Origin of the sequence: Streptomyces sp. NPDC006643, assembly GCF_042870175.1 — a bacterium.
Lineage (GTDB): Bacteria > Actinomycetota > Actinomycetes > Streptomycetales > Streptomycetaceae > Streptomyces.
On sequence record NZ_JBIAHA010000002.1, the window covers coordinates 284,032 to 297,075 of the forward strand.

Below are 13,044 nucleotides of genomic sequence, written 5' to 3' on the forward strand. Positions count from 1 at the left end.
TGTCCCCGCGAGCCCCCCGGCCCGCGTGCCCGGACGCCTGCGTCACAGGCACCTCGCACGCCCACCCGGCGTCGCCACGCACGAGCACGCGCCGCACCACGCGCCGAACCGACGGCACACCTCCACCGCACCACGCGCACAGCGCAGTCTTCCGTCCCATCCCTCAGGGACCCGTTCAGCGTTCCCGCAACACGCTTCGCCGGAGGCCACACCGTGAAGGACATCCTGGACGCCATCCAGTCGCCGGACAGCACGTCCGCCGACTTCGCCGCACTCCCCCTGCCCGACTCGTACCGCGCGATGACCGTGCACAAGGACGAGACCGAGATGTTCGCCGGTCTCGACTCCCGCGAGAAGGACCCGCGCAAGTCACTCCACCTGGACGACGTCCCGGTGCCCGAACTCGGCCCCGGCGAGGCCTTGGTGGCCGTCATGGCCAGCTCGGTCAACTACAACTCCGTCTGGACCTCGATCTTCGAGCCGATGTCGACCTTCGGCTTCCTGGAGCGCTACGGCAGGCTCAGCGAGCTGACCAGGCGTCATGACCTGCCGTACCACGTCATCGGCTCCGACCTGGCGGGCGTCGTGCTGCGCACCGGGCCCGGTGTCAACACCTGGCATCCCGGGGACGAGGTCGTCGCGCACTGTCTCTCCGTGGAGTTGGAGAGTTCGGACGGGCACAACGACACGATGCTCGACCCCGAGCAGCGCATCTGGGGCTTCGAGACCAACTTCGGCGGTCTGGCCGAGATCGCGCTCGTCAAGTCCAACCAGCTGATGCCCAAGGCCCCGCACCTGTCCTGGGAGGAGGCGGCGGCGCCCGGCCTGGTCAACTCCACCGCGTACCGCCAGCTGGTGTCGCGCAACGGCGCCGGGATGAAGCAGGGCGACAACGTGCTGATCTGGGGGGCGAGCGGCGGACTCGGCTCGTACGCCACCCAGTTCGCGCTCGCCGGCGGCGCCAACCCGGTCTGTGTGGTCTCCAGCGACCACAAGGCGGAGATCTGTCGGCGGATGGGCGCCGAGGCGATCATCGACCGCACCGCGGACGACTACCGGTTCTGGCGCGACGAGCACCACCAGGACCCGCGCGAGTGGAAGCGGTTCGGCAAGCGCATCCGGGAGCTGACCGGGGGCGAGGACGTCGACATCGTCTTCGAGCACCCGGGCCGGGAGACCTTCGGGGCGAGCGTGTACGTCACCCGCAAGGGCGGCACGATCGTCACGTGCGCGTCGACGTCCGGCTACACCCATGAGTACGACAACCGCTATCTGTGGATGTCGCTGAAGCGGATCATCGGCTCGCACTTCGCCAACTACCGCGAGGCGTGGGAGGCCAACCGGCTCGTCGCCAAGGGCAAGATCCACCCGACGCTGTCCAAGGTGTATCCCCTGGAGGAGACCGGCCAGGCGGCGTACGACGTGCACAGCAACCGGCACCAGGGCAAGGTCGGGGTGCTCGCGCTGGCGCCCCGCGAGGGCCTGGGCGTCAGCGATCCGGAGACCCGCGCGCGGCACATCGACGCCATCAACCGCTTCCGGGACGTGTGACATGCCGGACGCGGAGACCGGCGGCGGCAGGGGCCCCAGGGACCGGCCGTGGCTGATGCGGACGTACGCCGGCCATTCGACCGCCGAGGCGTCCAACGCGCTGTACCGGAACAATCTCGCCAAGGGCCAGACCGGTCTCTCGGTCGCCTTCGACCTGCCGACCCAGACGGGTTACGACCCCGACCACGTCCTCGCGCGCGGCGAGGTCGGCCGGGTCGGCGTGCCCGTCTCCCATCTCGGGGACATGCGGCGGCTGCTGAAGGACATCCCGCTGGACCGGATGAACACCTCGATGACCATCAACGCCACGGCCATGTGGCTGCTGGCGCTCTACCAGGTGGTCGCCGAGGAACAGGGCGCGGACCGCGAACTGTTGCAGGGCACGACGCAGAACGACATCGTGAAGGAGTATCTGTCGCGCGGGACGCATGTCTTCCCGCCGGTGCCGTCGCTGCGGCTGACCACCGACATGATCACGTACACGGTGGCGCACATCCCCCGCTGGAACCCGATCAACATCTGTAGCTACCACCTCCAGGAGGCGGGGGCGACCCCGGTCCAGGAGATCGCCTACGCGATGTCGACGGCGATCGCCGTGCTGGACGCGGTGCGCGACAGCGGACAGGTGCCGGCGGCGCGGTTCGGCGATGTGGTCGCCCGGATCTCGTTCTTCGTGAACGCCGGGGTGCGTTTCGTCGAGGAGATGTGCAAGATGCGCGCCTTCGGCCGGATCTGGGACCAGGTCACGCGCGAGCGGTACGGCGTGAGCGACGGCAAGCAGCGGCGCTTCCGTTACGGCGTCCAGGTCAACTCCCTCGGTCTGACGGAGGCGCAGCCCGAGAACAACGTGCAGCGCATCGTGCTGGAGATGCTGGGCGTGACGCTCTCCAAGGACGCGCGGGCCCGCGCCGTACAACTCCCGGCCTGGAACGAGGCGTTGGGGCTGCCCCGGCCGTGGGACCAGCAGTGGTCGCTGCGCATACAGCAGGTGCTCGCCCTGGAGAGCGATCTGTTGGAGTACGAGGACATCTTCGCCGGGTCACATGTCGTGGAGGCGAAGGTGGCCTCCCTCGTCGCGGACGCGCTGGCGGAGATGGACCGGATCGAGGACATGGGCGGTGCGATGGCCGCCGTCGAGTCCGGCTATCTGAAGTCGCGGCTGGTCTCGTCGCACGCCGAGCGCCGGGCGCGTATCGAGTCGGGCGAGGAGAAGATCGTCGGGGTCAACTGCTTCGAGTCGACCGAGCCCAGTCCGCTGACCGCCGATCTGGACACCGCGATCATGACGGTCGATCCGGCGAACGAGGCACGGGTGGTGGCCGCGCTGCACGACTGGCGGGCCGACCGCGACGAGGCGCGGGCGAGCGCGTCGCTGGCCGCACTGAAGCGGGCGGCGGCCGGTACCGACAATCTGATGGCGGCGACCGTGGAGTGCGCGCGGGCCGGTGTGACGACCGGTGAGTGGTCCTTCGCGCTGCGGGACGTCTTCGGCGAGTTCCGGGCGCCGACGGGGGTGGGCGGCGCGCCGGTCGCGGTCGCCGCCGAGGCGGGGACGCCGCTCGCGGCCGTACGGGAGAAGGTGGACCGCACGGCCGCCGAACTGGGCTCGGGGCGGCTGCGGCTGCTGGTGGGCAAGCCGGGGCTGGACGGGCACTCCAACGGGGCCGAGCAGATCGCCGTACGGGCGCGGGACGCCGGGTTCGAGGTGGTCTACCAGGGCATCAGGCTGACGCCCGAACAGATCGTGAGCGCCGCCGTCGCCGAGGACGTGCACTGCGTCGGCCTGTCGATCCTGTCCGGCTCGCACGCCGCGCTGGTGCCGGACGTGCTGGGCCGGCTGCGCGAGGCGGGCGCCGGGGACATCCCGGTGATCGTCGGCGGGATCATCCCCGGCGCGGACGCCGAGGTGCTGCAGGCCGCCGGAGTGGCCGCCGTCTTCACCCCGAAGGACTTCGGGATCACCGAGATCATCGGCCGTATCGTCGACGAGATCCGGCTCGCGAACAAGCTCGAACCGCTGGACCCGAACCCCTTGGAGGTCTCCCCATGACCGGCACCGACTCCCGCCGCGACACACTCCGGCCGAGGCGCTCGTGCCTGGCCGTCCCCGGCTCGAACCCGCGCTTCCTGGAGAAGGCCCAGGGGCTCCCCGCCGACCAGGTCTTCCTCGATCTGGAGGACGCCTGCGCGCCGCTCGCCAAGGAGGGCGCCCGGCACACCATCGTGGACGCGCTCAACAAGGGTGACTGGACGGGCAAGACGCGGGTGGTGCGCGTCAACGACTGGACGACGCACTGGACATACCGCGACGTGATCACGGTCGTGGAGGGCGCGGGCCACAATCTGGACTGCGTGATGCTGCCCAAGGTGCAGGACGCGCAGCAGGTGGTGACGCTCGATCTGCTGCTGACCCAGATCGAGAAGACGATGGGCTTCGAGGTCGGCCGGATCGGTATCGAGGCGCAGATCGAGAACGCCAGGGGCCTGGTGAACGTGGACGAGATCGCCGCGTCGTCGCCGCGCCTGGAGACGATCGTGTTCGGCCCCGCCGACTTCATGGCGTCGATCAACATGAAGACGCTGGTGGTCGGCCAGCAGCCGCCCGGTTACGGCGCGGACGCCTACCACTACATCCTGATGCGGATCCTGATGGCGGCCCGTACGCACGATCTCCAGGCGATCGACGGGCCGTTCCTCCAGATCCGGGACGTGGACGCGTTCCGCGAGGTCGCGGGCCGGGCCGCCGCGCTCGGGTTCGACGGCAAGTGGGTGCTGCACCCGGGCCAGATCGACGCGGCGAACGAGATCTTCTCGCCGTCGCAGGAGGACTACGACCACGCGGAGCTGATCCTCGACGCGTACGACTACGCGACGTCCGAGGCGGGCGGCAAGAAGGGGTCGGCGATGCTCGGCGACGAGATGATCGACGAGGCGAGCCGCAAGATGGCGCTGGTCGTCTCGGGCAAGGGGCGGGCCGCGGGGCTGCGCCGTACCTCCGTGTTCGAAGCCCCGGAGGCGTGAGAGATGCGATTCGGGCGCACCTTCGAGGAGTTCGAGGTCGGCGCGGTCTACAAGCACTGGCCGGGCAAGACCGTCACCGAGTACGACGACCATCTGTTCTGTCTGCTCACCATGAACCACCATCCGCTGCATCTCGACGCCAACTACGCCGGGAAGACCACCGACTTCGGCAGGAACGTGGTGGTGGGGAACTACATCTACTCACTGCTGCTCGGTATGTCGGTCCCCGACGTCTCCGGCAAGGCCATCGCCAATCTGGAGGTCGAGTCGCTGAAGCACATCGCGCCGACCTTCCACGGCGACACGCTGTACGGCGAGACGACGGTCCTGGACAAGACCCCGTCGCGGTCCAAGGACGACCGCGGGGTCGTGTACGTGGAGACGAAGGGCTACAAGCAGGACGGCACGGTCGTGTGTGTGTTCCGCCGCAAGGTGATGGTGCCGACCGCGAGCTACATCGACCAGCGCGGCGGTGAACAGCCCGGCCGCCCCGAGCCGATGCCCACGACGAAGGAGATCTGACCCATGAGCCGTCTCGCCCAGACCGCGGACCTGACCGACGTCCAGCGGGAGATCCTGTCCACCGTACGGGACTTCGTCGACAAAGAGATCCTGCCGGTGGCCACGGAGCTGGAGCACCGCGACGAGTATCCGACCCGGATCGTCGAAGGGCTCAAGGAACTCGGCCTGTTCGGACTGACGATCCCCGAGGAGTACGGCGGTCTGGGTGAGTCGCTGCTCACGTACGCGCTCTGCGTGGAGGAGATCGCGCGCGGCTGGATGTCCGTGTCGGGCATCGTCAACACGCATTTCATCGTGGCGTACATGCTGAAGCAGCACGGCACCCAGGAGCAGAAGGACACCTTCCTGCCGCGCATGGCGGCCGGCGAGGTCCGTGGCGCGTTCTCCATGTCCGAGCCGGCGCTCGGGTCGGACGTGTCGGCGATCACGTCGAAGGGCGTCAAGGACGGCGACGAGTACGTCCTGGACGGCCAGAAGATGTGGCTGACGAACGGCGGCACGTCCACGCTCGTCGCCGTGCTGTGCCGCAGTGACGAAGGCCACCCGGAGGGCACCGCCCCGCACCGGTCGATGACAACGTTCCTGATCGAGAAGGAGCCCGGTTTCGGTGAGGTACGGCCCGGTCTCACCATCCCCGGCAAGATCGACAAGATGGGCTACAAGGGCGTCGACACCACCGAGTTGATCATGGACGGACTACGCATTCCGGCCAATCGGGTCCTCGGAGGCACCACCGGCCGAGGGTTTTACCAAATGATGGACGGAGTGGAGGTCGGCCGCGTCAATGTCGCGGCGCGTGGCTGCGGCGTCGCACAACGTGCGTTCGAGCTGGGCGTCTCTTACGCCCAGCAGCGGGAAACTTTCGGTAAGCCGATCGCCCAACATCAGGCAATCCAGTTCAAGCTGGCCGAAATGGCCACCAAGGTCGAAGCGGCGCATGCGATGATGGTGAACGCGGCACGCAAAAAGGACTCCGGGGAACGAAACGACCTGGAGGCGGGGATGGCAAAGTACCTCGCCTCGGAATACTGCAAGGAAGTCGTGGAAGACGCCTTTCGTATCCACGGCGGTTACGGCTTCTCCAAGGAGTACGAGATCGAGCGCCTCTACCGTGAGGCGCCCATGCTGCTGATCGGCGAGGGTACCGCTGAGATCCAGAAAATGATCATTGGCCGCCGACTGTTGGAGGAGTACCGATTCCAGGGTTGATCACGGCCTATCGTCCCATTTGACCGCCCACGACATCACACCGCGTCATCGTCTTCCGGCCGCCGACTCGGCTTCTGCATTGCCCAGTTGCACCCGGCAACCGATACCATCGACGGAAAGCCGCCGTCCCCGTTGCCCGTGCGGCATCATCCGCTACGAAGGTCATTCATGCCCCACAGCCAAACCTCCGCACCACGCGCCCTCGTTCCTCAGGGACGTATCGCGCGCGGAGCATCGCCGTGGCTTCTGCCGACCGTCGCCACCGCAGCACTCAGCCTGCTCCGCGCGCGCAGCTCGAAGCGCGCCGCCGTCGTCGCCGTGCCCGCCACCGCTCTCGCGGCGGGCATGCTGTGGTTCTTCCGCGACCCCGAGCGAGAGATCACGCAGGGCCGGGTCATCTCACCGGCCGACGGAGTGGTGCAGAGCATCATGCCGTGGAAGGACGGGCGTACCCGCGTCGCGATCTTCATGAGCCCGCTCAATGTCCACGTCAACCGTGCCCCGCTCGCGGGTACGGTGACGTCCGTGGAGCACGTCCCCGGCGGTTTCGTCCCGGCGTTCAACAAGGAGAGCGAGAACAACGAACGCGTTGTCTGGCACTTCGACACCGAGCTGGGCGACATCGAGATGGTGCAGATCGCCGGCGCCGTGGCCCGGCGGATCGTGCCGTACGTACCGCAGGGGACCAAGCTTGAGCAAGGCGAGCGCATCGGTCTGATCCGTTTCGGCTCGCGGGTCGACATCTACCTTCCGGAAGGTGTCGACGTCGCTGTCGAGGTCGGTCAGGCCACGACCGCAGGGGTGACTCGAATTGACCGTGATTGATCCCGACACCCAGGCCGGCTGGGCGGCGGAGGCCGAGGAGGAAGAAGAGGACGACGCCGAAGACATGCCGCTGTCCATGCGGCTGTCGATAGCTGACACCCTCACCCTCGGCAACGCCACCTGTGGCTTCATGGCCGTCTACTTCTCGACCACCGGCATCCTTATCCCGCACCTCACGGGCAGCGAAGAATCCGGGATGGCGCGGCACTCCGCGGCCACCGCCGTGATCCTCATGCTGTGCGCGGCGGTCTTCGACCTGTTCGACGGCCTCGTGGCGCGCAAGCTGCGCAGCTCCCCGATGGGTGCCGAGCTGGACAACCTCTCCGACCTGATCAGCTTCGGACTGGCGCCCGCGTACTTCGTGCTGGTCTACGGCATGGTCGCCGACGACGCGCATCAGCGGGTGTCGGCGCTGGCGGCGGTCGTGGTGCTGCTGGCGGTGGTCCTGCGGCTCGCGAGATTCTCCTGCGTGACGCTGAAGGACGGCATGTTCCAGGGCATGCCGAGCCCCTTCGGCGCGCTCACGGTCGTCTCGATCGTGCTGCTGGAGCTTCCCTTCGTACCGACGCTGCTCGCCATCATCGGTGTGGCGTGGCTGATGGTGAGCCGGGTCGAGTACCCGAAGCCGCGAGGTGTCCTCGCGGTGGCGATGCTCGGCTGGATCGTGGCCGCGATGGGGCTGCTGGCAGCCTGGGCGTTCGACGCGCCGGGCGGGCAGCTGCTGCTCCAGACCGGCTGCGCGCTCCAGGTGGTGACGGGCGCGGTGATTCCGCTCTTCGCCACGGCGCGCCGTGTGAACACGTTCCGTGACAACCGGCGCGAGGCACGGGCGGCGCAGCTGCCGTAGCGATGGACATGTGGGAAAGGGCCCGGACGCGTCACGCGTCCGGGCCCTTCCGCTGTGCGGGGTGAGCGGTCAGCCGCCGAACGTGAACGACTCGGCCGGCTTCGCCACCCGCGCCTCCTCGACGACCTTCAGACCGCCCGGCACCTTCGAGTCCGGCTTCATGATCACGGACTCGCGGGTGGAGGGGGCGGCCGGGTCCGAGAAGTCGTGGGTGATCCCGAAACCGGTGGAGAACGAGTCGAGCCCCAGCAGCGCCTTGCCGACGCCCTCCCGGGTGAGGTCCTTGTCCTCGCAGGCCTTCTTCAGCAGCTCGCCGTAGAGCGAGGCGGCCGTCCAGCCGGACACGACGCCGTTGTCCAGCACGTCGTCCGGGTAGGCCGCCGCGTACGCCGCGGCCAGCTTCTTGGGCGCCGCCTCGTCCGAGCCGATCGGCAGGGTGGAGGACGCGATGTAGTAGTCCTTCATCAGCGCCGGGCCCGCCGCCGTGGCGAGCAGTTGCGGGGCGAAGGCCGAGTTGTTGCCGACGATCGGCACATTGAACCCGCCGGCCGCCGCCACGCCCACCAGGGAGGCCGCCTGACGCGGTCCCGCGCTCAGTACGACGGCCTTGACACCGGCCTTCTTCAACGCGGCGACCTGCGCGGACATGTCGTTGTCGGTGGGCTTGATCTTCTGCTCGACGACGGTGAGGCCCGCCTGCTCGGCCGCGTACTCGGAGCCGACGAGGGCGTTCTCGCCGTAGTCGCCCTCGAAGTAGACATGACCGATCTTGTCGCCCTTGGCTATACGCCCGTTGGCGAGGAGGTAGTCGATGGCGTTGATCGTCTCGATGTCGTACGTGGCGCCGACCACGCGTATGTACGGGCTGCCGAGCAGATTGGCCGACCACGCCTGCGGCAGGACGAGGCCCTTGTCCTGGCCGTCGACGCGCTTCTCGACGGCGGCCACGAACGGCGAGCCGATGAACTGGGCGAAGCCGAGCACGTCCGGCTCCAGCTCCGTGTAGGCGGCGACGGCCTTCTGCGGGTCGTAACCGTGGTCGCGTACGGTCAGCTCGATCGTACGGCCGCAGATACCGCCCGCCTTGTTCGTCCGGTCCGCCCACAGCTGCTGGGCCTGGGTGACGCTCTTGCCGAGCGACGCGTACACGCCGGTCATGTCGGTGAGCACGCCGAGCGAGATCGTCTTGTCACTGACGCCCTGCCCGGTCTTCACACCCCCGGCGTCCTCACCCTTGCCGTCGCCCTCGGTGGCCTTGCCGCTGCACCCGGCGAGCGCGAGGGCGACGACGGCCAGCAGCGCCGCGCCGGTCCTGGCCTTGTTCGTGTGACGTGCGCGTCGCTTCATGACTTCTCCCGTGAGAACCGTCGAACCGTGGGAACTGACAGGCGGGTGAGTCCGCCGGGCAGGAAGAGCACCACCGCGACGATCGCGGCGCCGTACAGATAGCGGGACGCCTCGCCCGGTGTGACGCCGCCCGAACCGGGGTCGGCGACCAGTGGGAGCGAGTCGCTGTAGTGGGTGAGGAGCTGCGGCAGCAGGGCGACGAAGGCCGCGCCGACGACGGCGCCCGCGACCGTGCCGAGGCCGCCGATGACGATCATGGCGAGATATTCGAGGGCCAGGATCATGCCGAAGTAGTCGGGCACGGTCCGCTGGAAGATCAGCGCGATCAGTACGCCGGCCAGCCCCGCGTACATCGAGGACAGGACGAACACGGCCGCCCGGTAGCGGGCGACCGGCACCCCCATCACTCCGGCGGCGATGCGGTGGTCGCGGATCGCGTTCATGGCCCGGCCCGGCCTGCCACGCAGCACACCGCGCGCGAAGAGGCCGCCGACGAGGAGGGCGAGGAGGCCCGCGTACCAGAGCTTCTCGGACGAGCCGAAGGGGACGGCGGCGATCACGGTCTCGGTGTCGTCGAAGTCGAAGCCGAAGAGGGACAGCACGGGGACGTCGCGGCCGTTGAAGCCGCCGGTCAGATCTCCGGCGTTGAACAGGACGTGCTGTCCGATGAAGATCAGCGCGAGGGTCGCGATACCGAGGTAGGCGCCGCGCAGCCGGCCGGCGATGGGGCTGAAGAGACCGCCCGCGGCGCCCGCGAGGAGTACGGCGAGTACGACCGCGAGCCAGCTGGGCAGGCCGAGTCCGGTGAGCTGCCGGCCGTTCTCCTCGCCGCCCTCGCCCGCGAGGACGCAGTAGCCGTAGGCGCCGACGGCGAGGAAGAAGGAGTGGCCCATGGAGAGCTGGCCGGTGGCGCCGGTGAGGAGGTTGAGGCCGATGGCGCCGATGGCGGCGGCCATGGCGAAGAGTCCGGCCTGGAGCCAGAAGCGGTCGAGGTAGAAGGGCAGGGCGAGGAGCAGCAGGGAGCCGGCGAGCCAGACGTAGGCGCGGGGGTGGGGGCGGAGGTGCGGGCGGGGGCGGCGTGCGGGGGCGTCCGTCGTCTCAGACACGGGCCAGCTCCTTCGTACCGAAGAGTCCGGCGGGCCGGATGAGCAGCACCACGACCATCACGAGATACGGCGCGAGGTCGCCGAAGCCGCGGCCGAGGAAGGTCAGGTCGCTCTGGTAGCCGGTGGCGAAGGACTCGGTGACTCCGACGATCAGTCCCCCGGCGAGCGCCCCGGTCGTGGAGTCGAGGCCGCCGAGAATCGCGGCGGGGAACGCCTTGAGGGCGGCGAGGGAGGTGGCGCGCTCCAGACCGGGGGTCGGGAAGACGGTGAGGAAGAGCGCGGCAACGGCGGCGAGCGAGCCCGCGACGGCCCAGGCGGAGAGCGAGACCCGGCCGAGCCGTACGCCCATGAGCGCGGCGGTCTGCGGATTCTCGGCCGCCGCGCGCATCGCGACACCCCAGGTGGTGTAGCGGAAGGCGAGCAGGAACGCGGTGATCAGGAGCGCCGCAGCGACGAAGGCCGCGACCCGCGTCTGGGCGATGGTGATGTCCCCGATCGTGAGGAGCTTGTCGCCCCACGGGTCGCCGAGCGCCAGGACGTCGGTGCCGATACGGCGGGTGAGTTCGGTGGTGAGGAGGATGTCGACACCGATGGTGACGATGGCGAGGACGCTGTGGTCGGAGCCCCGGTAACGCCGCATGACGGTGTACTCGACGGCCGAGCCGACGACGGCGGCGCCCGCGATGCCGACGGCGAGCGCGGGCCAGAAGCCGATGTCGTCGTGGAGTACGGCGGTGACGTAACCGCCCGCGAGGAGAAGCGAGGCGTGGGCGAAGTTGACGACCTCGGTGGCTTTGAAGATGACGACGAAGCCGAGGGCGATGAGGGCGTAGACGGAGCCCATCGAGAGCCCGCCGAGGAGGAGTTCGACAAAGGTGGTCATGGGGTGGCCTCCTCGTTGGCGCCGCTCGTGTCGGTGGTGACGGCCGGGTCGCCGGCGCCGCTCGTGTCGGTGGTGACGGGCGGGGTCTCGCCCAGGTAGGCGCGGACGACGGCGGGGTCGCTCTGCACCTGCGCGGGCGTCCCCCCGGCGATCCGGCGTCCGAAGTCGAGTACGGTTACGGCGTCGGCGAGCCGCATCACCACCCCCATGTCGTGCTCGACCAGCACGATCGAGATGCCGAGGCTGTCGCGTACGCCGGCCACCACGGCGGCCGTACGGCGCCGCTCGTCGGCCGTCATCCCGGCGACGGGTTCGTCCAGGAGCAGCACCGTGGGCTCCATGCACAGGGCGCGGCCCAGCTCGACAAGCTTCTGCTTGCCGTACGGAAGGGAGCCCGCCGGCCGGTCCAGATCGTCGGCCAGCCCCACGAACTCCGCCATCTCACGGACCCTGGCGCGGTGTTGGCGCTCCTCGCGGGCGGCGGACGGCAGCCGGAGCCCGGTGGCGAGGAAGCCGGCGCGGGTGAGGCGGTGGCGGCCGAGGAGCATCGTGTCGGCGACGGTGGCGTGGGGCGGGAGCGCGAGGTTCTGGAAGGTGCGGGCGATCCCGAGGGCGGCGATACGGTGCGGGGCGAGCGTGGTGAGTTCGGTGGCGCCGAGCCGGACGCGGCCGGAGGTGGCGCGGTAGACGCCGGACAGGACGTTGAAGCAGGTGGACTTGCCCGCGCCGTTGGGGCCGATGACGGCGTGGACGCTGCCGGGTTCGACGGTGAAGGAGACGGCGTCGAGGGCGGTGAGCCCGGCGAAGCGGACGGTCACCTCTTCCACGGTGAGGGGTGGTGGGGTGAGGGATGGCGGGGGGCTGTCGCCGTCGGTGCGGCCGACCGTCCGTTCGGGATGTCCGTGCGCCGCGCGGCCGATGTCGCTCACGCGGTCCACCTCCGCAGCACCGGTGCGGACGCCTGCGCCCGGCCCGCGTCCTCGGCGGCCGTCTCGTCCACGACACCGAGATAGCGGCGGCGCACCTCGTCGGACGCGGCCAGCGCGGCGGCGTCCCCTTCGAGGGTGACCTCGCCGACCTCCAGGACGTACGCGCGGGACGCGAGGCGCAGGGCGATGGCCGCGTTCTGCTCGACCAACAGGACCGACGTACCGGTGGAGTTGATCCGCCGGACGGTCTCGGCGATACGGGCGGCCATCAGCGGGGCGAGCCCGAGCGACGGTTCGTCCAGGAGGAGCAGCCGGGGCCGGGCCATCAGGCCCCGGCCGAGCGCGAGCATCTGCTGCTCGCCGCCGGAGAGCAGTCCGGCGCGCTGGCCCGCGCGGTCGGCGAGTACGGGGAACAGCTCGTGGACCTCGGCGAGGGAGGCCGCGTACCGCTGACGGCCGCCGCGCGCGCCGAGCGCGCCCGCCCGCAGATTGTCGGCGACGGTCATCCGGGCGAACACCTGCCGCCCCTCGGGGACTTGGACGACTCCGGCCGCCACGACCCCGGCGGCGCTCAGCCCGTCGAGAGGGCGCCCGTCGAAGTGGACGGTGCCGGCGCCGATCGTGCCCCGGTGGAAGCCCAGGGTCCGGGAAATGGCTCTGAGCAGGGTGGACTTGCCCGCGCCGTTGCCTCCGAGCACCGCGGTGATCCCGCCGGGCGGTACGTCGAGTGACACCTCGTGCAGGGCGCGCACCGGACCGTAACCGACGGACAGGGCGCGCACTTCGAGCGCGGCGGCCATGCGT

At 69.6% G+C, this 13,044-nt stretch carries 12 protein-coding genes; 7 read left to right on the plus strand and 5 right to left on the minus strand.

The features are described 5' to 3' along the window. Positions 1-213 precede the first annotated feature (213 nt). The 7 genes from ccrA (at position 214) to pssA (ending at position 7,975) form a co-directional block, all read left to right on the plus strand. Positions 214-1,551, plus strand: coding sequence for a crotonyl-CoA carboxylase/reductase (gene ccrA, locus ACFYNU_RS03810; RefSeq protein WP_356584832.1), 1,338 nt, complete (start codon positions 214-216; stop codon positions 1,549-1,551). 1 nt (position 1,552) lies between these two features. After that, positions 1,553-3,601, plus strand: coding sequence for a protein meaA (locus ACFYNU_RS03815; protein WP_356584831.1), 2,049 nt, complete (start codon positions 1,553-1,555; stop codon positions 3,599-3,601). Further along, positions 3,598-4,572: a CoA ester lyase gene (locus tag ACFYNU_RS03820; protein ID WP_356584830.1), complete on the plus strand. Its 975-nt coding sequence runs from the start codon at positions 3,598-3,600 to the stop codon at positions 4,570-4,572. Before ACFYNU_RS03815 ends, ACFYNU_RS03820 begins: the two co-directional genes overlap by 4 nt. Positions 4,573-4,575: 3 nt before the next feature. Beyond that, positions 4,576-5,094, plus strand: coding sequence for a MaoC family dehydratase (locus ACFYNU_RS03825; RefSeq protein WP_356584829.1), 519 nt, complete (start codon positions 4,576-4,578; stop codon positions 5,092-5,094). 3 nt (positions 5,095-5,097) lie between these two features. Then, positions 5,098-6,303 carry an acyl-CoA dehydrogenase family protein gene (locus ACFYNU_RS03830; protein WP_356584828.1) on the plus strand — a complete coding sequence of 402 codons (1,206 nt, stop codon included), beginning with the start codon at positions 5,098-5,100 and terminating at the stop codon, positions 6,301-6,303. A 168-nt stretch (positions 6,304-6,471) separates the two neighbouring features. Further along, complete coding sequence (locus tag ACFYNU_RS03835) at positions 6,472-7,128, plus strand: phosphatidylserine decarboxylase (protein ID WP_356584827.1); 657 nt, start codon at positions 6,472-6,474, stop codon at positions 7,126-7,128. After that, positions 7,115-7,975, plus strand: a complete 861-nt coding sequence (gene pssA / locus ACFYNU_RS03840) for a CDP-diacylglycerol--serine O-phosphatidyltransferase (protein ID WP_356584826.1) — start codon at positions 7,115-7,117, stop codon at positions 7,973-7,975. The genes ACFYNU_RS03835 and pssA overlap by 14 nt, the downstream gene beginning before the upstream one ends. 69 nt (positions 7,976-8,044) lie before the next feature. On the opposite strand, the gene ACFYNU_RS03845 is transcribed toward pssA, so the two are convergent. The 5 genes from ACFYNU_RS03845 to ACFYNU_RS03865 form a co-directional block, all read right to left on the minus strand. Continuing rightward, positions 8,045-9,322: an ABC transporter substrate-binding protein gene (locus ACFYNU_RS03845; RefSeq protein ID WP_356584825.1), complete on the minus strand. Its 1,278-nt coding sequence runs from the start codon at positions 9,320-9,322 to the stop codon at positions 8,045-8,047. After that, positions 9,319-10,428, minus strand: coding sequence for a branched-chain amino acid ABC transporter permease (locus ACFYNU_RS03850; protein WP_356584824.1), 1,110 nt, complete (start codon positions 10,426-10,428; stop codon positions 9,319-9,321). The genes ACFYNU_RS03845 and ACFYNU_RS03850 overlap by 4 nt, the downstream gene beginning before the upstream one ends. Continuing rightward, entirely contained in the window at positions 10,421-11,311 is an 891-nt protein-coding gene (locus ACFYNU_RS03855; RefSeq protein WP_356584823.1) for a branched-chain amino acid ABC transporter permease, read from the minus strand. The genes ACFYNU_RS03850 and ACFYNU_RS03855 overlap by 8 nt, the downstream gene beginning before the upstream one ends. After that, complete coding sequence (locus ACFYNU_RS03860) at positions 11,308-12,138, minus strand: ABC transporter ATP-binding protein (RefSeq protein WP_356584894.1); 831 nt, start codon at positions 12,136-12,138, stop codon at positions 11,308-11,310. The genes ACFYNU_RS03855 and ACFYNU_RS03860 overlap by 4 nt, the downstream gene beginning before the upstream one ends. Before the next feature lie 98 nt (positions 12,139-12,236). Beyond that, positions 12,237-13,040 carry an ABC transporter ATP-binding protein gene (locus ACFYNU_RS03865; protein WP_356584822.1) on the minus strand — a complete coding sequence of 268 codons (804 nt, stop codon included), beginning with the start codon at positions 13,038-13,040 and terminating at the stop codon, positions 12,237-12,239. Positions 13,041-13,044 lie beyond the last annotated feature (4 nt).